We start from the raw sequence: 19,936 nt of genomic DNA, 5'->3' as shown, positions 1-19,936 counted from the left end.
CGGAGAGCCGAGTGAGCACACTCGGGGTATGACGTTCACCTGTCCCATCGAGATCGTGCAGCTTCTCGTGTCTCCGTCACATGCCTACTTCGGTCGCAGCAAGGACGGGCCCGCCGCCGACGTACGCACGCAGCTGCCGTCTTCCGTCGAGGTGGTGACCGGGAAGGGCATCCGGGGCGACCGGTTCTTCGGCGTCCAGGCGCACACCGAGGCGGCGATCACGTTCCTGGCCGTCGAGGCGTGGGAGACGGCGGTCGCCGAGGCGAACGCCCTGCACCCGGACGACGAGCCGTGGGACGGGGACGTGAGCGTGGCCCGCCGCAACATCGTCGTGCGTGGTCTCGAACTCGACCCGCTCCGGGGCGAGGACTTCGTCATCGACACCGGTGACGGCCCGGTGCTCCTGCGTGGGGGGCGTCCCGCGCACCCGTGCGCGTGGATGGACAGCATGGTGGTGGACGGCACCCGCAAGGCGTTGATCGGACGCGGTGGTCTGCGCACCGCGCCGATCAGCTCGGGCACGCTGCGAGTCGGACACGGCGTCGTGATCTCCCCGGTCCCACTCGACCCCGAGCGAGCAGCACTGTCCGTACGGCGCGCCCAGCCGCTGCCGCGCGGCTAGCTTCCGCTGCGAGCGGCCTCGAGCAGGCGCAACCACACCTCGCTCATCGTCGGGTAGGACGGGACCGCGTGCCACAGGGTCTCCAGCGGGACGCGGCCGACCACCGCGATGGTGGCCGCGTGCAGGAGTTCCGCGACGCCCTGGCCGACCAGCGTGAATCCGACGATCACGTCGCTCGACGTCTCGATCACCATCGACGCGTGTCCGGCGAAGTCGTCCTGGCGCAGGGAGCTTCCCGCGACGGCGATGTCCATCTCGACCACCCGCACCGGCAGACCGGCGGCCCGCGCCTTCTTCTCGGTGAGGCCCACCGACGCCACCTCGGGGGTGGTGAAGACGACCTGGGGCACCTGGCCGTGATCGGCACTCGCCCGGAACCTGCTGCCGTCGATCGATCGACCCTCGGCGCGCACGGCGATGACGTCGCCGCACACGCGTCCCTGGTACTTGCCCATGTGGGTGAGCAGGGCGCGACCGTTGACGTCGCCCACCGCGTAGAGCCACTCGTCCTTCGCCGTCAGATGGTCGTCGACGGCGATCGGGTCCCCGGTGGGGAGGCCCACCGCGTCGAGCCCCAGGTCCTTGGTGGCCGGCCGTCGGCCGGCGGCGACCAGGATCTCGTCGACCTCGAGTGTGTCGTCGCCGATCGTCACCGAGGCGGGCCCACCGTGGAGGTGGCCGTACCCGGTGTCCTGCGCGTCGGGCCGCGACACCGTGGCGACCTGCGACTCGAACAGGATGCGCGCACCCGCGGCGGTCAGAGCGTCGGCCACCGCCGCCCCGGCGAACGGCTCCGATCCGGCCAGCAGCGAGGTTCCGCGCACGATCATCGTGACCTCGGCGCCGAGGGCCAGCAACCATGTCGCCGACTCGCAGGCGACCACGCCCCCGCCGATCACGATGATCCGCTCCGGCACCTCGTGCAGGTTGGTCGAATCGCGGGACGTCCACGGAAGTGCTTCGCGCAGTCCGGGAATCGGCGGCACCGTGGCCGTGGTGCCGGTCGCGAGGACCACCGCGTGCCGAGCGCGCAGGACCCGATCGCCCACTGTCACCTCGCGCTCGCCGGACACCCGGCCGTGACCGCGCACGACGTGGATGTTCGCGCCCTCGGCCCACGACACCTGGGAGGAGTCGTCGAGCCCGTGGGTGAAGCTCTCGCGGCGGGCGAACACCGCGTCGACGTCGAGTCGCGCGTCGCCGACGATCTCGCGGACCCCGGGCATCGCTCGGGCCTGGTTCAGCACGGAGGCGGGCAGGAGCAACGCCTTGCTGGGCATGCAGGCCCAGTACGAGCACTCACCGCCCACCAGTTCGTGCTCGACGATGGCGGCAGTGCGATCACTGCCCGCGATCGCGTACTGCGCCGCGTTCTCGCCGACGGGCCCTCCGCCGATCACGATGACGTCGTACTCGTCGGTGCTGCTGTCGCTCACTGATCCTCCAGAGTTCTGAGTGGGTCGTGGTGGCTAGTGTGTGCCCGATGGGGAGACAGAAGATCGTGATCACCGGGGCCAGTTCGGGTCTGGGCGAGGAGATGGCGCGGCGGTTCGCGGCGATGGGCCGCGACGTGGGGCTGTGTGCCCGGCGGGTGGACCGGCTCGAGGCTCTGCGCGCCGAGCTCACCGCCCGGCATCCGGACATCACCGTGGCGGTCGCCGCGATGGACGTGACGGATCACGAGTCGGTGGTGTCGGGGATCGACGCGTTGCGGGAGACACTCGGCGGGCTCGACCGCGTGATCGTGAACGCCGGTCTCGGAAAGGGCGCGAGGCTCGGCACCGGGCGCGCGGACGCCAACCTCGAGACCGCACGCACCAACTTCGTCGGAGTGGTGTCCCAGGTCGAGGCAGCGCTGGCGGTGTTCCGTGAGCAGAATGCCGGTCACCTCGTCCTCGTGTCGTCGGTGAGTGCCGATCGCGGACTACCCGGATCCAAGGCTGTGTACTCCGCGTCGAAGGCGGGAGTCTCGGCACTCGGCGAGGCGCTGGTCGCCGAACTCCGCCGCACACCCATCGCGGTCACCACGGTGCTGCCCGGATATGTCGCCACCGACATGTCCTCCCGCGCCGGAGACGCCGGTCGACTGATGTCCTCACTCGACGACGGCGTCTCCGCGATGGTCGCGGCCATCGAGAAGGAGGTCGCGCGCTCCGCGCTGCCGGGCCTCACCTGGAAGGCGATCGACGTCGTGTTGCGCGTGCTCCCTCGTCGACTCACGGACGGGCTCGTCTAGCTACTGCAGGTAGTTCTCGACCTGTGAGACGGACTGCGCCTCGGCGTCGTCGGGGGAGAGTCCGGCGTCCTTCTTGGCGCGCCGCTGACGCAGCAGGTCCCAGCACTGGTCGAGTGCCTTCTCGAGCTGGTCGAGCTGCGCCCGCTCCTCGCTCGGATCGAGCTCGCCTGCTTCGGTGCGCGAACGCAACTCGTGCTCGGTGTCGACCAGGTCCTTGATCTTCGCGTAGATGTCGGTCTCACTCATGAACGCACTCACCTCTCTGAAGTCGGTGATGTTCACCGTACTCACCAGAAGTCGGGTGTGAGGTGGTGATGCCCGAGTGCCGTCGCGATCGCGTCGCGAACCTGCTCCACCGAGTGCGCCGCCGCAGGATCGGTGACCACCACCGACAGCGTGTAGGCGTGATCGTGGCGGCAGAGATAGGCCGACAGGATGGTCGGCGACGCGGCGGACTGCTCGTGTCGGAGTCCCGGGTGGATCGCCCGCGCGGCGACGCGCACCGCGGGGCGGCCGCCGATGGTGCGCACCGCCTCGGGAAGCGGGCCGATGTTGGAGCACAGAGCATCTCGCCGGCCCGTCGACGGCGCGAGGAGCGCGGCGGCGCGTTCGGGGACCACGTGCAGCAACTCGTCGGGGAAGCCCGCGGGACCGGTCAGCGGGCTTCGGTACGCCGTCTTCGCGCGTCGACGGATGTCGGCCAGTGAGTCGGATTCCGTGATGCGGACCGCCGTCACCGAGATCGCGTTGGCGCCGCCGGCCTCGACCTTCATCGGGACGCCGAGCAGGACGGACCCGTCGGTGTCGCCGGACGTGCCCGAACATCTCAGCGTCGCGACGACGGCCGCGACGACGGACAGGAACACCACGTTCGGAGTGCCCGCTCCGTCGGCGGCGACCCGATCCCACTGCGTCGCTTCGACATCGGTGCTCACGGACAGCACTTCCCACGCGTCGGGACGGGCCGGCGCAGGAGTTCCGGTCCTCGACGCCTGCAGGTACTGCATCAGTTCGGCGCGCCGGGCGCGACTGACGGCGAGCGCGGAGACGGCCACGGCGGTGCGGCCGACGACGGTCGACAGTGTGGCCAGTGCATCGGCGGTGTCGGTGGTGCCGTCGTCCGGGGCGATCGGGTCCGGGACGCCGGACAGCGCCGCCGCTGCTGCGTCGATGAGTCCGCGTGCGTCGGCGATGACGTGGGAGCACACCAACGAGACGGCGGTTCCGTTCCCGCAGGGCGCCGCGGTCAGACGCCAGCCCGGTCCGTACTCGGGGTCGAGCGAGACGTCGGCGCCCGACTCGGCCCAGCGGACCGGGTCGTCGGTCGGCTCCGTCCACCGGACGCCGGGGCGCCCCGATGCCCGGACCCAGCGCCGACGCGCGCCGGGCAGACGCGAGCTGACGATCCGCACACCCAGACGACCCTCGGCGAGCCGGGCGTCGATCAGGTCGAGAGCGCCGGGGGTGATGGGCTCCTCGGTGACCCAGAGGCCCTGCATCGCAACGGGTATGCCGAAGCCTCGATGTGTGCGGAGGAAGATCTCGTCGACGACGGAGAGGCGAGTCACTCGAGCGGTGCTCCGTGTCGCCCGGCGCCGGACGCAAACTTCTGTGCGCCGTCGAACGCGTCGACGAGCGAGGTGGCACCGTGCCGGAACTCGTTCGCCATCGCCGCGCGGTGGTCCAGGCCCTCCTGCTCGAGCGACGACAGTCGGTCGCCGCGCAGGCACGCCTGCGGGAACTCGGCCAGGGACGCGGCGAGTTCCTCCGCGGCAGCGCGGCAGGTGCCCGTGGGGACGACCCGGTTGGCGAGTCCGAACGTCAGCGCTTCCTGCGCGTCGACGGCACGCCCGGTGAGGATCATGTCCATCGCCCGCGACGTACCGATCGCCCGCGGCAATCGCACCGTTCCGCCGTCGATCAGCGGCACACCCCAGCGCCGACAGAACACACCGAACACGGCGTCCTCGTCGGCGACGCGCAGGTCGCACCACAGCGCGAGTTCGAGACCGCCGGCGACCGCATGGCCGGACACCGCGGCGATGACGGGCTTGGACAGTTCCATGCGCGTGGGCCCCATCGGCCCGTCACCGTGCTCGGTCGCCACGTTCGAGCGCTCGGTGCCCAGTGCCTTGAGGTCGGCACCGGCGCAGAAGGTTCCGCCGTCTCCCCACAGCACCGCGACCGACGCCGTCGGATCCGCGTCGAACTCCTCGAAGGCCTCCACCAGAGCGGCCGCCGTCGGGCCGTCCACGGCATTGCGTGCCTCGGGTCGGTGGAGGATCACCGTGACCACCGGACCTCGGCGTTCGATCCGCACGTTCATGGTTCGACCGTACCGCTGCCACGCCAGGTTGTGGTTGTTCACGAGGCCGCCGAAGAAAGTTCGCCCGATGTGTAACGCCCGGACGGGCGGCGGCGACATGGTGTGTGAGACCGTGCCGGTCCGTCAGACCCCCGACCCGACGGACCGGCGCGGTCTCGCTGTACGTCAGCGTCCGCGTTCGCTGCGGTACCAGTCGATCAGCGCACTCGTCGACGAATCGAGGTCCGCGCCCGGGCCGTCCGCATCGGTCAGCACCGGCGTCAGCTCCTGCGCCTGGGTCTTGCCCAGCTCGACTCCCCACTGGTCGAACGAGTCGATGCCGAAGATGACGCCCTCGACGAAGACCTGATGTTCGTAGAGGGCGATGAGCTGACCCACCACCGATGGCGTGAGTTTCGGCGCGAGGATCGACGTCGACGGGCGGTTGCCCGGCATCACCTTGTGCGGCACGATGTCCGCGTCCGTGCCCTCGGCAGCGATCTCCTCCGCCGTCTTGCCGAAGGCCAACACCTTGGTCTGGGCGAAGTAGTTGCTCATGAGCAGGTCGTGCATGCTGCCCGTGCCGTCCGCGGTGGGAAGATCGTCCGTCGGCTCGGCGAAGCCGATGAAGTCCGCCGGCACGAGTCGTGTTCCCTGGTGCAGCAATTGGTAGAAGGCGTGCTGGCCGTTGGTTCCGGGCTCGCCCCAGAAGATCTCGCCGGTGTCCGTCGTGACGGGCGTTCCGTCGGCCCTCACCGACTTGCCGTTCGACTCCATGGTGAGCTGCTGCAGGTAGGCGGCGAACCGGTTCAGATCGTTCGAGTACGGCAGCACCGCCCGGGACTGCGCGCCGAAGAAGCTGGAGTACCAGACGCCCAGCGTGCCCAGCAGGATCGGCGCGTTGGACTCGAGCGGCGCCTCGCGGAAGTGCTGGTCGATCAGGTGGAAGCCCTCGAGGAAGTCCGCGAACGCCTCGCGGCCGACGGCGAGCATCACCGACAGACCGATGGCGGAATCGACCGAGTAGCGGCCGCCGACCCAGTCCCAGAAGCCGAACATGTTCGCGGTGTCGATGCCGAAGTTCGACACCTTCTCCGCATTGGTGGACACCGCGACGAAGTGCTGGGCGACGGCGTCGTCACCGAGTGCGGCCGTGAGCCATCGCCGGGCGGCCGTGGCGTTGGTCAGCGTCTCGAGTGTGCCGAAGGTCTTGGAGGCGACGATGAACAGCGTCGACGCCGGGTCCAGGTCGGCGAGGGTGCCGACGAGATCGGCCGGGTCGACGTTCGAGACGAAGCGCGCCGAGATGCCCGCGTCGGCGTAGTGCCGCAGAGCCTGGTACACCATCACCGGACCCAGGTCGGAGCCGCCGATCCCGATGTTGACGACGGTGCGGATCCGCTCACCGGTGGCGCCGGTCCACTCGCCGGATCGCACTCGATCGCTGAAATCGCCCATCCGCGTGAGGACCTCGTGCACGTCGGCCACCACGTCCTGGCCGTCGACCTCGAGTGACGCGTCCGACGGCAGACGCAGCGCGGTGTGCAGCACGGCCCGGTTCTCGGAGGTGTTGATGTGCTCGCCCGCGAACATGGCGTCCCGACGCCCGGTGACGTCCGCTGCGCGTGCGAGGTCGAGCAGCAGTTCGAGCGTCTGCCGCTCGACCCGGTGCTTGCTGTAGTCGATGTACAGGTCGCCCGCGGTGACGGTCAGCTCGCTCCCACGCGACGGATCGTCGGCGAAGAAGTCACGGAGGTGGCGATCGGCCACGGCCTCGTGATGCGAGACGAGCTCGGTCCAGGCTTCGGTGCTCGTGATGTCGGCGCTCATGAGCCCTGACCCTAATCGCTGGGCACCCGAGCCGCTGGGACATGCCGACCGGCCTCCGGCCTGCCCGCTGACATGCGATCGCCGTGCGGGAGTGCGTGACGAGTCCCGCCCCACGGGGTAGACAGTCGGTACCACCGGGCGACCCGGCGAGCAGCGACGAGGAGTGCGAGAGACGTGAGCGAAGGAACGAGCAGCGCAGCGACGACCCGGGAGAAGGACCTGATCGCGTCCGTCCCCACGAAGTTGTGGATCGGAGGCAAGCAGGTCGACGCGGAGAACGGCGCCACGTTCCCGGTTCGGGATCCCTCGACCGGGGAGGTGCTCACCGAGGTCTCGGATGCGAGTCCCGCCGACGCCGCACGCGCGCTCGACGAGGCCGTCGCGGTGCAGAAGTCCTGGGCCGCCACCCCGGCGCGACAGCGCGGCGAGATCCTGCGGGCGGTCTTCGAGTCGATCACCGAGCACGCCGACGACATCGCACTGCTCATGACGCTGGAGATGGGCAAGGCCTTCGCCGAGAGTCAGGCCGAGGTGAAGTACGGCGGAGAGTTCTTCCGCTGGTTCTCCGAGGAGGCGGTCCGCATCGCGGGGCGGTACACGCCGGCGCCCGCGGGCAACGGCCGGATTCTGGTGACCAAGCAGCCCGTCGGCCCGGTGCTGGCGATCACGCCGTGGAACTTCCCGCTGGCGATGGGCACCCGCAAGATCGGGCCCGCACTCGCGGCGGGATGCACGATCCTGGTGAAGCCCGCCTCGGAGACTCCGCTGACGATGCTCTACCTGGCGAAGCTCATCTCCGAGGCCGGGCTGCCCGAGGGCGTGCTGTCGGTACTGCCGACGTCGAAGTCCAGCGCTGTCACCGGGCCGCTGATCGACGATCCTCGACTGCGCAAGTTGACCTTCACCGGCTCCACCGAGGTGGGGCGGATGCTCGTGGAGAAGTCGTCGAAGAATCTGCTGCGGACGTCGATGGAGCTGGGCGGCAATGCGCCCTTCGTCGTGTTCGACGACGCGGACATCGACGCCGCCGTCGAGGGGGCGATGCTCGCCAAGATGCGCAACGGCGGCGAGGCCTGCACGGCCGCCAATCGGTTCCACGTGCAGAACTCGGTCAAGGACGAGTTCGTCGCCAAGGTGACCGATAAGATGCGCGCCATGACGGTCGGGCGGGGCAGTGATCTGGACACGAAGCTCGGACCGCTGATCAACGAGGAGCAGCGTGACACGGTGGCCGAACTCGTCGACGACGCGGCGTCCAAGGGCGCGACCGTCGCTCTCGGCGGCACTGCGGAGGACGGGCCGGGCTGGTTCTACCCCGCCACCGTGCTGACCGACGTGCCCGGTGACGCCCGAATTCTGAGCGAGGAGGTCTTCGGACCGGTGCTCGCGGTGCGCGGCTTCGAGACCGAGGAGGACGGCATCGCTGCGGCGAACGACACCGAGTTCGGCCTGGCCGCGTACATCTTCACGCGGGATCTGGACCGGGCGCTGCGCGTGGCGGAGGCCGTGGAGACCGGCATGGTGGGTGTCAATCGCGGGGTGATCTCCGACGCGGCCGCACCGTTCGGTGGGATCAAGGCGTCGGGATTCGGTCGCGAGGGCGGAAGCGAGGGGATCGAGGAGTACCTCGAGACCAAGTACATCGCCCTGCAGTGATGCGGTGAGGCACGGGAACCGCCCGTCGTCTGGGCGGTTCCCGGTCGAGCTCTACGAGCGGTGGACTCAGTGTCCGAGGCGGCCGCGGCCCAGGCGGAGCAGGAGCATGGCCAGCGTGTGACCCTCCTGGCCGAGGTCGCTGAAGCGCTGGAGGACCTTCATCTCGCGGCTGTGGACGAGGCGGGGTCCGCCCTGTGCCATCCGCGTCTGACCGATGGTGCGGGAGACCTCGGAGCGGCGCTTCACGGCGGCGAGGATCTCGGCATCGAGGCGGTCGATCTCCTTGCGGAGCTCGTCGATCTCGGCTTCGGACGTCGGCAGGTTCGCGTCGTCGGCGTGATCGTTCGACTCGGACGATGCCGATGCTGCGGTGGTGTGAATCGCTGTGCTCATATCAACTCCTCGTGTCAGAACGTGTGTCGCTCTGCTCTCACGTTCTGTTACGCGATTTCCACGAATTTCCGCGGAAGTCACGAAACGCCTGGTCACTACGGTCGGGTGCAGTCGGTGTGATGCCGTTCGCCGGTCGAGCCCGGGCAAGAGTATGCCCGTGTCACTCCCCACGTAAAGAAGGAGCACTTGCAGATCGGCGTGATACGGCGGGCGGCAGAACTCCGACACGACAGGGATTCGGCGCCCACGGCCCGAGTGATGGTGTCGGTGTCGGTGACCGCCGGTAATCTGGACGGACGATGAACACACAGTCACCCGCACGTGCCACCAGGTCCTCGGACCAGCTCCTCGAGGGCCTCAATCCCCAGCAGCGCGAGGCAGTGATGCACTCGGGGGGACCGTTGCTCATCGTGGCGGGCGCCGGTTCGGGCAAGACCGCGGTGCTGACCCGTCGCATCGCGTATCTCCTGGCGGAGAGAGATGTCACACCCGGCCAGGTCCTCGCGATCACGTTCACCAACAAGGCCGCGGCGGAGATGCGGGAACGCGTCGTCCAGTTGGTCGGGCCGCGGGCCAACTTCATGTGGGTGAGCACGTTCCACTCGAGCTGCGTGCGGATCCTCCGGAGCCAGGCGGCGCTGCTTCCCGGCCTCAACTCGAACTTCTCCATCTACGACGCGGACGACTCGCGTCGGCTCCTCACGATGATCGGCAAGGATCTGCAGCTCGATCCGAAGAAGTTCTCGTCGCGTCTGCTGGCGACGCAGATCTCCAATCTGAAGAACGAGCTGATCGATCCGGACCAGGCCGTCGCCGACGCGGAGAAGGAGCCGGCCGAGCTGCCGGCCGTCATCGCGAAGGTCTACGGCCACTACCAGCAGCGTCTGCGGGCGGCCAACGCGTTCGACTTCGACGATCTCATCGGCGAGACGGTGGCACTGCTGCAGAGCCATCCGGACGTCGCCGAGTACTACCGGCGCCGCTTCCGCCACGTCCTCGTCGACGAGTACCAGGACACCAACCACGCGCAGTACATGCTGGTGCGCGAGTTGGTGGGCACCGGATCGACGGCGGAGGGCGACGTCGCGGCAGTTCCCCCGAGCGAACTGTGCGTTGTGGGCGACGCCGACCAGTCGATCTACGCGTTCCGCGGCGCGACCATCCGCAACATCGAGGAGTTCGAGCGCGACTATCCGGATGCGCGGACCATCCTGCTCGAGCAGAACTACCGGTCCACCCAGACCATCCTGGCGGCAGCCAACGCCGTCATCGCGCGCAACACCAACCGTCGTGACAAGCGGCTGTGGACGGACACCGGCGACGGCGATCCGATCATCGGCTACGTGGCGGACAACGAGCATGACGAGGCCAAGTTCGTGGCGTCGGAGATCGATCGGCTGGTCGACGGCACCGACTACAAGTACTCCGACGTCGCGGTGTTCTACCGGACCAACAACTCCTCGCGCGCGCTCGAGGAGATCTTCATCCGCCTCGGTCTGCCCTACAAGGTGGTGGGCGGTGTGCGCTTCTACGAGCGCAAGGAGGTACGCGACGTGGTCGCGTACCTCCGCGTGCTGGCCAATCCGGACGACACGGTGAGCATGCGGCGCATCCTCAACACCCCGCGCCGCGGCATCGGCGATCGTGCCGAGGCCTGTGTCGCCGTGCACGCCGAGCGGAAGAACATCAGCTTCAACGCCGCGCTCCTCGATGCCGCGGCCGGCTCCGTGGCGCTGCTCAACACGCGCGCGCAGAACGCCATCGCGTCGTTCATGGAGATGATCGGCGAGCTGCGGGCCACCATGAACGCGACCGATGCCGACGGAAACGACGTCGCGGACATCGGCGACATCGTCGAGGCGGTGCTCGACCGCACGCGATATCGCGCCGAACTCGAGGCCAGCTCGGATCCCCAGGACGGCGCTCGCCTCGACAACCTCAACGAACTGGTCAGCGTGGCCCGCGAGTTCAGTGCCGACGCACGCAACCTTCAGGGCATCGAGGATCTCGAGGTGGGGGTCGACATCAACGCGGACCTCGACGTCGCGTCCGCAGAACCAGAGGACACCGACGGTGTGGCCGAGCCTGGTTCGCTCGCCGCCTTCCTCGAGCGGGTCTCGCTGGTGGCCGACACCGACCAGATTCCGGACAACGGCGACGGTGTCGTCACGCTCATGACGCTGCACACGGCCAAGGGGCTCGAGTTCCCGGTCGTGTTCGTCACCGGGTGGGAGGACGGCCAGTTCCCGCACATGCGAGCGCTCGGTGATCCTGCGGAGTTGTCCGAGGAGCGTCGACTCGCCTACGTGGGCATCACGCGTGCGCGGCACCGGCTCTACCTCACTCGCGCGATCATGCGCTCGGCGTGGGGGCAGCCCATCAACAACCCCGAATCGCGCTTCCTGCAAGAGGTTCCGCAGCATCTCATCGACTGGAAACGGGAGGATCCCGGCGTCGGCAGCGGGTTCGGTTCCAGTGGTGGCTCGGGGCGCCAGCGCGACTGGACGTCGAATCCCCGTGGAGGATGGTCCGGTGGGTCGTCGCCGTCGGCCACCCCGACACCCAGCTTCGGCAAGGCCCGGTCCAACAACACCCTGACGCTCGCCGTGGGTGATCGCGTGAGCCACGACAAGTACGGTCTCGGGACCGTCGTCGAGTCCGAGGGATCAGGTCAGCGTGCGATGGTGCTGATCGACTTCGGCACGTCCGGTCGCGTGAAGATGATGCTCATCGGCGGAGTGCCGATGACCAAGCTGTGAGAGGGCACGGAAAAAAGGTCCGGCGCCACTGTGCATGACGGTGACGCCGGACCTTCGACGTGTGTGGAGGCGTGGGAACTCAGTCGCGCTCGGGGCCGAGAGCGATACCGCGGGACGCCAACCAGGGGAGCGGGTCGATCTTGTTGTCGCCCGTGAGGTGGACCTCGAAGTGGAGGTGCGGGCCGGTGGACTGGCCGCGGTTGCCCATCTTGGCGATCTCGTCGCCGGCCATGACCGTCTGGCCCACCTGGACCTCGGACGAATCGATGTGGCCGTACACGGTGATGGTGCCGTCGGCGTGCTGCAACCGGACCCACAGTCCGAAGCCGGCCGCGGGGCCCGAGTCGATGACGGTGCCGTCGGCCACGGCGTACACCGGCGTGCCGATGGCGTTGGCGATGTCCACGCCGGCGTGCAGCGTGCCCCACCGCGAGCCGAAGCCGGAGGTGTAGGTGCCGAGCGCGGGCAGTGCGAAGAGGGGACGCCGTGCAGCGGCCTCCCGAGCCTCGCGCTCCTCGCTGAAGCGCTGGCCCTTCGCCAGGAGCTCCGAGAACTGGCCCAGGTCGACCGGTGCGGCGATGTTGAGGATCTGCGGTGCCGCGGACGTGGAGGGGGCCGTGACGGGCGCTCCGGTCGACGTGGCGGTGGGCACCGAGTCGACGTGCGCGGCCGGCTGGTCCGCGACGATGCCGGCGGCGGTGGAGCTGTCGACGATTCCTGCGGACGTGGCAGCTGCCGGGGCCTGGCCGGCGGCCAGCGCGTACTCGGAGGTCTCGGTGCGCTCGGCGGGCTGCGCGTTGTCGATCGCGGCCTGGCCGGCAGCGACGACCGCACCTGCGGCCACGGCGACGACAGCGACGCGTCCCTTGAGGGCGGACGGCGGAGCGGGGATGCGGTGGGCGCCGCTGCGCTTGACGGCGATCTCGTCCGCGATTGCAGCCGAGGTCACCGACGGTGCTGCTCCGGCCGGAGGGGTGACGAGGAAGGACGTCGCCGGTACCGAGCGGCGGCGGCGCGTGGGCGCATCGCCGAGGGGGGCCGGGGTGTACGCGGGCGCGGACGCCACGTAGTCGCTGGACTCGTGCGCACGGTCCCAGGGGGACGATGCTGCATCGGTCGAGAGGGCTTCGAGGGGGCCGGTGTCGGTCAGATGACCGTCCGCCGGCGTGAGCACGGTGGTGTCGTGCTCGAACTGCTGGGCCTCGTACTGCTGGGAATCGAACCGACTGTCGTCGGTGGCGTCCGAGACGAAGCGTGAGCGTGTGAACGGAGTTCGGTGGTGCTGCAAGACCTGCCGTCCTCCTGATTCGTGACCTACCCGTGATGTGGAACCTCGTGGACGGTAACGAAATGGTCGCGGCGGGCGCAAGCCAAACGGCTTCTCGGGTCACATATGTGAGGTGGCTCACAAGGTGTCCTGAGTTTACTCGAGGACGAGTCCCGACGCCGATCAGGCACATCGGTGATCTTCCTGTGATCGAGCCGAGCGGCATCACGATCGGCGGACACAAGGACCGGATACCGTTCGTCATCGTGACACAGCCGACATCCGCGGGCCGTCGTACCTCTGGTTCCGCGTCCGACCCCGTCCGGCTCGGTGCCCGCGCACTCGGAGTCGTCGGAGCGCTGGCGGTGGCGGCCGCTCCGTACGTTCCCGTCGTCGGCGGCGCCGACGTGGGCCTCCCGGTGCGGGGCGCGGCCGCCGTCTCGTCGGCGCTCTGGGCAGCGATCGCTCTGCTGCTCCTGGTGCGCGCGATCCGGCCGATCGTCTTCCCCGTGCTCGCGACGCTGGGCGCCGTCGCACTGGGATCGATCGTGGCCGATCTCCAGTTGTTCGTCGGAGCGATCGACGCCGACCGGCTGGAGCTGTTCCGTCCGATCTCGGCCGGCGCGCTGAAGGCGGGCCCGGGAGCCGTGGTGGTGACGCTCGGGCACGCGCTCGTCGTCGTCGCCGGGGCGCTGGCGGCACTCGCGCTGGCGCGGACGGTCGAGTGGGACGACGTCGACGAGGATCCCGTCGCTCGTCGATCGGCATCGGTCGTGGTCGCCGCGGGGGTCGCGGGCGCTCTCGCACTCGCCGCCTCGTTCCTCCTGCCCGCGTACGTGAGCACCGATGCCGTCGTCCTCGCTCCCGCTCCGGTCGCCGGACCCGTCGCGTCGGCTCTCGGCGGTGGACTGTCCGCGGTCGCGGTGCTGGTGGGTGTGGCCTACGCGTTCTCGTCGACCAGCAGGTCCGCGGCGGTCGGCGCACTGGCCGGTGTGGTCGCGGCGTCGGCGACCGTCGTCGGCGTCCGCCTGGCTGCCGCGCTGGGGGCGGGCGACCGCATCGACCTCGGCGCGGGCACGGTCGTCGGAGTCGGCGGGCTCTTCGTCCTCGGCGTGGCCACGGTGGCGACGGCGCGCGCGACCTCCGGACCCACGACCTCCGTGCCCCGGCTCGCACGGTCCGCCGCTCCCTCGAACTCGACGCGGCGGCACGTTGTCGCGGGAGCGGTGACGGTCCTGACGGGCATCGCTCTCGGTGTCGGCGCCGTCCTGCCGCTTCTCGACGTCTCGACCGGCTCCGTCCCGACGGTGGTGGGGGATCGGGCGGTGGCCGCGTACGCCGTCGTGACCGTCGTCGGCGGCGTGCTGTTGCTCTTCTCGGAGTTCGCCGCCGCGGTGCGGCCTGCGGTGCCGCTGATCGTCACGGGCCATCTGGCGCTCGCGGCCGCGGTGCTGCAGGCGCTCGTGCTGGGCGTCGGTATCGACGGCGTGTCCGTCGGTGCGGGCGGCTGGCTGCTGGTCGTCGGCACGCTGCTCGGTCTGCTCACGCTCGCGCTCGTCGCCGCGGCGGGCGCCTCGGAGCGGGACGGCGTCGACACCAGCGATCTGGACGGGGCCTCGCGCCCCCTCGCAGCCGCGCTGGCCGTCGCGGCCGGGGTCGCCGCACTGGGGCTGCTCCTGCCGCAGTACGACGTGGTTGGGGAGACCGGCGGCTGGATCGGGGCGCTGCCGTGGGGGTGGGACGTGTGGGGGCGGCTGGTACTCGTGGCCGCCGTCCTGATCGGCGCCGCCGTCGCGGCCCGCGCTCGGGCGTCGCGCGCCGCGGCGCTCCAGATCGGTTCCGCGGTGGCTCTGGCGGGTGTCGCGCTGAGCCCGATCCTCGGCGGCGCGGGCCCCGGCGTGACGGCGTCGTCGGGGGCCTTCGTGACCGCTGTCGGCGCTGCGGCATCGGCGCTGGTGGCGGCAGGATTTTTTCGTACTGGTGAGTAGATGTCGGCGCAGGTCGGTGATCTGAACCACAAGTTCGACGGGCTGTCGATCAGGCCTCTCGGTGGAAAGTTACAGTCGCAAGTCGGACCCGCTCCTACCCCTCGAGCGGGCGTCAACGCAGACGAGATGGTGAGCTGATGGATCTCTTCGAATACCAGGCGAAGGAACTCTTCGCCAAGCACGAGGTTCCGACGTCGGCAGGTCGTGTCACCGACACGGTCGCCGGTGCACGACAGATCGCCGAAGAAATCGGCAAGCCTGTCATGGTCAAGGCCCAGGTGAAGGTCGGCGGCCGCGGCAAGGCCGGCGGCGTGAAGTACTCCAAGGACGTCGCCGAGGCCGAGGCGAACGCGGAAGCGATCCTCGGACTCGACATCAAGGGCCACGTCGTCAAGAAGCTCCTCGTCGCCGAGGCCAGCGACATCGCGGAGGAGTACTACATCTCCTTCCTGCTCGACCGCACGAACCGCACGTACCTCGCGATGTGTTCCGTCGAGGGTGGTGTCGAGATCGAGGTCACCGCCGAGGAGAACCCGGACGCGCTCGCCCGCATCCCCGTCGACGCCGTCAAGGGTGTCGACCTCGCCTTCGCGCGTGAGATCGCCGAGGCCGGCAAGCTTCCCGCCGAGGTGCTCGACGCCGCGGCCAACACGATCCAGAAGCTGTGGGACGTCTTCATCAAGGAAGACGCGCTGCTCGTCGAGGTCAACCCCCTCGTGCGCACGCCGGACGACCAGATCCTCGCCCTCGACGGCAAGGTCACCCTGGACGCCAACGCGGACTTCCGCCAGAAGGGCCACGCCGAGTTCGAGGACGCCGACGCGGCGGACCCACTCGAGGCGAAGGCCAAGGAGAACGACCTCAACTACGTCAAGCTCGACGGACAGGTCGGCATCATCGGAAACGGTGCTGGACTGGTCATGTCGACCCTCGACGTCGTCGCGTACGCCGGTGAGGCGCACGGTGGCGTCAAGCCCGCCAACTTCCTCGACATCGGCGGCGGCGCCTCGGCAGAGGTCATGGCCGCAGGCCTCGACGTCATCCTCGGCGACTCGCAGGTCAAGAGCGTGTTCGTCAACGTCTTCGGCGGAATCACCTCGTGCGACGCGGTTGCCAACGGCATCGTCGGCGCTCTGAAGACGCTGGGCGACACCGCCTCCAAGCCGCTGGTCGTCCGCCTGGACGGCAACAAGGTCGAAGAAGGCCGGAAGATTCTCGCCGATGCTGCGCACCCGTTGGTGACACTGGCCGAGACCATGGACGAAGGCGCCGACAAGGCCGCCGAGCTGGCTGCGAAGTAGAGGGCACCGAAACTATGTCTATTTTCCTGAACAAGAACAACAAGGTCATCGTCCAGGGCATCACCGGCGGCGAGGGCACGAAGCACACCGCCCTGATGCTCAAGGCCGGCACGCAGGTCGTCGGCGGCGTCAACGCTCGCAAGGCCGGGACCACGGTCAAGCACACCGCAGCCGACGGTTCCGACGTCGAGCTGCCCGTGTTCGCCAGCGTTGCCGAGGCCATGGAGAAGACCGGAGCCGACGTGTCCATCGCGTTCGTGCCGCCGGCATTCTCCAAGGACGCCATCGTCGAGGCCATCGACGCGGAGATCCCGCTGCTCGTCGTCATCACCGAGGGAATCCCGGTGCAGGACAGCGCGTACGCGTGGGCCTACAACGTCGAAAAGGGCAAGAAGACCCGCATCATCGGGCCGAACTGCCCCGGCATCATCACCCCCGGCGAGGCACTGGTCGGCATCACGCCCGCCAACATCGCCGGCAAGGGCCCCATCGGCCTCGTCTCGAAGTCGGGCACCCTGACCTACCAGATGATGTTCGAGCTCCGTGACTTCGGCTTCTCCACCGCCATCGGCATCGGCGGCGACCCGGTCATCGGCACCACGCACATCGACGCCATCGAGGCGTTCGAGAACGATCCCGACACCGAGATCATCGTCATGATCGGCGAGATCGGTGGCGACGCCGAGGAGCGTGCAGCCGACTACATCAAGGCGCACGTCACCAAGCCCGTCGTCGGTTACGTCGCCGGCTTCACCGCTCCCGAGGGCAAGACCATGGGCCACGCCGGCGCCATCGTCTCCGGCTCGCTGGGAACAGCTCAGGCCAAGAAGGACGCCCTCGAGGCGGCCGGCGTGAAGGTCGGCAAGACGCCGTCCGAGACCGCTGCCCTCGCGCGCGAGATCCTCGAGAAGAAGTAGTCACTCTTTCTTCTCTCACACGAGGGAGGCCGGTTTCCCGCTCGGGAAGCTTGCCTCCCTCGTGTCGTTCCGGGGGACTACCGTCGAGGTATGAGCATTCCCGCGACTCACTCCGCCATCGTCTCCGTCGAACCCGACTCGCCGTTCGTGCAGATCGAGCGAGAGACTCCGTCGCCCACCGGATTCGACGTTCTCGTACGTGTCGACGCGGTGTCCGTCAATCCGGTGGACACGAAGGTTCGCTCGTCCTTCGATCCGTCCGACGGCCCTAAGGTCCTCGGTTTCGACGCCGTCGGTGAGGTCGTCGCGGTGGGTTCCGACGCCCGAATCTTCGAGCCCGGCGATCGAGTCTTCTATGCGGGATCCATAGCTCGGGACGGCAGCAACGCCCAGTACCAACTCGTCGACGAGCGGATCGTCGGCCATGCGCCGTCGTCACTGTCCGCCGAGGACGCCGCGGCCGTGCCGCTGACCGCCATCACCGCCTGGGAATCGCTGTTCGTCCGGCTCGGACTCGGGAAAGACAGCACCGGCACACTTCTCGTGATGGGGGCCGCCGGCGGTACCGGGTCGATGATCATCCAGCTCGCCCGGGCACTGACCTCGCTCACCGTTGTTGCCGCGGCATCGCGCGGCGAATCCCGCGACTGGGCAATGGAGATGGGCGCCCATCACGTGGTGGATCGGCACTCCCTCGTGGACGAGGTCGGTGCCCTGGCGCCGGACGGCGTCGAGTACGTGTTCTCGCCGTTCTCCGAGGGCAATGTCGACGCCTACGCCGCGGTGATGGCAGTGCACGGTCAGGTCGTGGCGATCGACGATCCGGTCGGCCTGGACCTGATGCCGCTGAAGGCCAAGAGCCAGACCTGGCACTGGGAACTGATGTTCACGGTGCCGTTGTCGTTGCCGGAGAGCACTTCTCAGCACACCATCCTCGACGAGGTCTCGCGACTCATCGACAACGGAACTCTGCGGAGCACCCGCACCACGACTCTGTCACCGTTCGACGTGGACACCCTGCAGGACGCGCACCGACGAGTGGAAAGTGGCGGCACCATCGGCAAGGTGGTCGTCGTTCGGTAGGAAAATCGTGCCCGAGTTCTTGTCGGTGGGGTGGGTTACTGTCTGCTCAGGTCGTCGGGGGGCGGTCTGATCGGGGCATCACCGGGGGGTGAATTCGTGTACGACACAGTGGTTTCGACGGATGTGTTGGTGTCGGCGAAGGTTGACGCTCAGGCCTCGTTCGCCCGGACCGTGTCGGCGTCGTGTGCGTACGTGCAGGAGTCGTCGCGTCGGCCGTCGGTGCTCGGTCCGGGTGGGGTGTTCGACGCGGAAGCTGCTGAGACCTGTGCGGTGGCGGAGGTCGCGGCGGCGTTGGCGGTGTCGACGCGCACGGTGACCGAGTGGCTGTTTCTGATTCGCACCGCCCGTCCGGCGGTGGCGGAGGCGTTCGATGCGGGCCGGTTGGCGTATGCGGCGTTTCGGACGGTGTGCCGATCGGTGGACGGGGTTCCGAAGGCCACCGAAGCGCTGCTGCAGCGGGTGATCGCTGCCGCGTCGAGGTGCACTCCGGGTGCGGTGGCAGCGGCGGTCGACCGGATCCTCGCGGAGTTCGACGCGCAGTGGCACCGGGAAGCGCGTGAACGGGCGACGCGGGAGCGGTCGGCAACGGTGCGCAAGCGCCCTCGGGGTCAGGCGGAGCTGACGATTCGTGGTCCGGCGGAGCAGGTCGCCGCGGTGTGGCGGGTGATCGTGTCGGCGGCGCGTGGGGTGTGCGCGACGGATCCGCGGCCGCTGCCGGCGCGGTTGTTCGATGCAGCGCACGCGGTGCTCGCCGGCGGAGCTGTCGCGTGTGACTGTGCCGGCCAGGACTGCGAACAGCGGGAGACGGTCGCCCGTACCGAGGCCACTGCGGTGATCGTGCTCGATGCGGCCACGGCGGCGGGGTTGGCGGGGGAGCCGGGGCATCTCGTCGGGTGGGGTCCGGTTCCGGCCGATGTGGCCCAGAGAATTGCCGGGGATGCGACGTGGCAGGCGATGATCACCGCCGCGAAGGTCGCGGAACCGCGGGTGGGGTGCAGCTGCCGATGCCCGGAGCACGAGGCCGCGGATGCCGGGCGAGAGGTTCGACGTACTCGGCGGATGCCGGCAGGCTGGACACCGACCACGTGGCGAATGGACAGCGTTCGAGCGCGGGCGGTGCGGGAGGACACCGAGTACCTCCGCGCGCTGCCACCATTGTCGTTGGACCGTGCCGTTGAGAACCCCGACGGACATGGGGGCTTCGCCGTGCCCCCGGCCGGGGCGTTGACCTACCGGCGGTCCGAGGCGGTCGCGGCGCTGGTGACAGCGCTGTATCCGACGTGCGTCCACCCGGCATGCGCGGTACCCAGTGAAGACTGCGATCTCGACCATGTCGTCCCGTTCGACCACACCGACCCGGAGAGAGGCGGCTGGACCGTCACCGGCAACCTCACGCCGCTGTGCCGCCGGCACCACGGCCTGAAGACCCGGCGGCAGTGGCACCACCGCATGCTCCGGGACGGGATCGTCCATGTCCGCGACTCGCACGGCACCGACTACTTCACCGCACCCGGCGAGTGAGCGAACCGTTCGAATCACCCAGAGCGCAACGGTGGTTCCGCATCGACCCGGGCGATGT

16 protein-coding genes are annotated in these 19,936 nt (G+C 69.1%); 9 read left to right on the top strand and 7 right to left on the bottom strand.

Annotation, left to right across the window (positions count from 1 at the left end; translation table 11 throughout):
* Positions 1-28 precede the first annotated feature (28 nt).
* Positions 29-622 carry a hypothetical protein gene (locus OG947_RS05125; RefSeq protein ID WP_027504168.1) on the top strand — a complete coding sequence of 198 codons (594 nt, stop codon included), beginning with the start codon at positions 29-31 and terminating at the stop codon, positions 620-622.
* On the opposite strand, the gene OG947_RS05120 is transcribed toward OG947_RS05125, so the two are convergent.
* Complete coding sequence (locus OG947_RS05120) at positions 619-2,058, bottom strand: dihydrolipoyl dehydrogenase family protein (RefSeq protein WP_328813258.1); 1,440 nt, start codon at positions 2,056-2,058, stop codon at positions 619-621. The two genes, OG947_RS05125 and OG947_RS05120, sit on opposite strands and share 4 nt — an antisense overlap.
* A 47-nt stretch (positions 2,059-2,105) precedes the next feature.
* On the opposite strand from OG947_RS05120, the gene OG947_RS05115 reads away from it, so the two are divergent.
* Positions 2,106-2,858 carry an SDR family oxidoreductase gene (locus tag OG947_RS05115; RefSeq protein WP_307095415.1) on the top strand — a complete coding sequence of 251 codons (753 nt, stop codon included), beginning with the start codon at positions 2,106-2,108 and terminating at the stop codon, positions 2,856-2,858.
* Here the strand turns inward: OG947_RS05115 and OG947_RS05110 are convergent, their stop codons facing one another.
* From OG947_RS05110 to pgi, 4 genes are all read right to left on the bottom strand, one after another.
* A complete protein-coding gene (locus OG947_RS05110) occupies positions 2,859-3,104 on the bottom strand; it encodes a DUF2630 family protein (RefSeq protein WP_027504165.1) in 246 nt (81 codons plus the stop codon).
* A 41-nt stretch (positions 3,105-3,145) separates the two neighbouring features.
* Positions 3,146-4,426, bottom strand: coding sequence for a hypothetical protein (locus OG947_RS05105; protein WP_328813257.1), 1,281 nt, complete (start codon positions 4,424-4,426; stop codon positions 3,146-3,148).
* Entirely contained in the window at positions 4,423-5,184 is a 762-nt protein-coding gene (locus OG947_RS05100) for a crotonase/enoyl-CoA hydratase family protein (RefSeq protein WP_056447520.1), read from the bottom strand. The genes OG947_RS05105 and OG947_RS05100 overlap by 4 nt, the downstream gene beginning before the upstream one ends.
* A gap of 165 nt (positions 5,185-5,349) precedes the next feature.
* On the bottom strand, positions 5,350-6,993 hold the full coding sequence (gene pgi, locus OG947_RS05095; protein WP_307109183.1) for a glucose-6-phosphate isomerase: 1,644 nt from the start codon (positions 6,991-6,993) through the stop codon (positions 5,350-5,352).
* A gap of 174 nt (positions 6,994-7,167) precedes the next feature.
* Between pgi and OG947_RS05090 the strand changes: the two genes are divergently transcribed.
* Positions 7,168-8,649, top strand: coding sequence for an NAD-dependent succinate-semialdehyde dehydrogenase (locus OG947_RS05090; protein ID WP_328813256.1), 1,482 nt, complete (start codon positions 7,168-7,170; stop codon positions 8,647-8,649).
* A 66-nt stretch (positions 8,650-8,715) separates the two neighbouring features.
* On the opposite strand, the gene OG947_RS05085 is transcribed toward OG947_RS05090, so the two are convergent.
* Positions 8,716-9,042: a chorismate mutase gene (locus OG947_RS05085; RefSeq protein ID WP_027504161.1), complete on the bottom strand. Its 327-nt coding sequence runs from the start codon at positions 9,040-9,042 to the stop codon at positions 8,716-8,718.
* Between the two features lie 299 nt (positions 9,043-9,341).
* On the opposite strand from OG947_RS05085, the gene OG947_RS05080 reads away from it, so the two are divergent.
* Positions 9,342-11,801 (top strand): UvrD-helicase domain-containing protein, encoded by a 2,460-nt coding sequence (locus OG947_RS05080; protein WP_307095407.1) that lies wholly within the window; start codon positions 9,342-9,344, stop codon positions 11,799-11,801.
* A 79-nt stretch (positions 11,802-11,880) separates the two neighbouring features.
* Here the strand turns inward: OG947_RS05080 and OG947_RS05075 are convergent, their stop codons facing one another.
* Positions 11,881-13,089 (bottom strand): M23 family metallopeptidase, encoded by a 1,209-nt coding sequence (locus OG947_RS05075; RefSeq protein WP_328813255.1) that lies wholly within the window; start codon positions 13,087-13,089, stop codon positions 11,881-11,883.
* A 245-nt stretch (positions 13,090-13,334) separates the two neighbouring features.
* Between OG947_RS05075 and OG947_RS05070 the strand changes: the two genes are divergently transcribed.
* The 5 genes from OG947_RS05070 (at position 13,335) to OG947_RS05050 (ending at position 19,878) form a co-directional block, all read left to right on the top strand.
* Positions 13,335-15,056, top strand: a complete 1,722-nt coding sequence (locus tag OG947_RS05070) for a hypothetical protein (protein ID WP_328813254.1) — start codon at positions 13,335-13,337, stop codon at positions 15,054-15,056.
* A 137-nt stretch (positions 15,057-15,193) separates the two neighbouring features.
* Positions 15,194-16,357, top strand: a complete 1,164-nt coding sequence (gene sucC, locus OG947_RS05065; protein WP_056446972.1) for an ADP-forming succinate--CoA ligase subunit beta — start codon at positions 15,194-15,196, stop codon at positions 16,355-16,357.
* A 14-nt stretch (positions 16,358-16,371) separates the two neighbouring features.
* Positions 16,372-17,274, top strand: coding sequence for a succinate--CoA ligase subunit alpha (gene sucD, locus OG947_RS05060; RefSeq protein WP_027504157.1), 903 nt, complete (start codon positions 16,372-16,374; stop codon positions 17,272-17,274).
* 90 nt (positions 17,275-17,364) lie between these two features.
* Complete coding sequence (locus OG947_RS05055) at positions 17,365-18,357, top strand: zinc-binding alcohol dehydrogenase family protein (RefSeq protein WP_328813253.1); 993 nt, start codon at positions 17,365-17,367, stop codon at positions 18,355-18,357.
* A 129-nt stretch (positions 18,358-18,486) separates the two neighbouring features.
* On the top strand, positions 18,487-19,878 hold the full coding sequence (locus tag OG947_RS05050) for an HNH endonuclease signature motif containing protein (protein WP_328813252.1): 1,392 nt from the start codon (positions 18,487-18,489) through the stop codon (positions 19,876-19,878).
* The last annotated feature ends 58 nt before the right edge of the window (positions 19,879-19,936 follow it).

The organism is Rhodococcus sp. NBC_00297, assembly GCF_036173065.1.
GTDB lineage: Bacteria > Actinomycetota > Actinomycetes > Mycobacteriales > Mycobacteriaceae > Rhodococcoides.
This window is presented reverse-complemented; position numbering and strand designations above follow the sequence as displayed.

Excerpts from the sequence above, each read along its gene's own strand:
- OG947_RS05125 (WP_027504168.1), top strand. The coding sequence starts at position 29 with ATGACGTTCACCTGTCCCATCGAGATCGTGCAGCTTCTCGTGTCTCCG.
- OG947_RS05115 (WP_307095415.1), top strand. The coding sequence starts at position 2,106 with ATGGGGAGACAGAAGATCGTGATCACCGGGGCCAGTTCGGGTCTGGGC.
- OG947_RS05055 (WP_328813253.1), top strand. The coding sequence starts at position 17,365 with ATGAGCATTCCCGCGACTCACTCCGCCATCGTCTCCGTCGAACCCGAC.
- OG947_RS05100 (WP_056447520.1), bottom strand. The coding sequence starts at position 5,184 with ATGAACGTGCGGATCGAACGCCGAGGTCCGGTGGTCACGGTGATCCTC.
- sucC (WP_056446972.1), top strand. The coding sequence starts at position 15,194 with ATGGATCTCTTCGAATACCAGGCGAAGGAACTCTTCGCCAAGCACGAG.
- sucD (WP_027504157.1), top strand. The coding sequence starts at position 16,372 with ATGTCTATTTTCCTGAACAAGAACAACAAGGTCATCGTCCAGGGCATC.
- OG947_RS05080 (WP_307095407.1), top strand. The coding sequence starts at position 9,342 with ATGAACACACAGTCACCCGCACGTGCCACCAGGTCCTCGGACCAGCTC.
- OG947_RS05110 (WP_027504165.1), bottom strand. The coding sequence starts at position 3,104 with ATGAGTGAGACCGACATCTACGCGAAGATCAAGGACCTGGTCGACACC.
- OG947_RS05085 (WP_027504161.1), bottom strand. The coding sequence starts at position 9,042 with ATGAGCACAGCGATTCACACCACCGCAGCATCGGCATCGTCCGAGTCG.
- pgi (WP_307109183.1), bottom strand. The coding sequence starts at position 6,993 with ATGAGCGCCGACATCACGAGCACCGAAGCCTGGACCGAGCTCGTCTCG.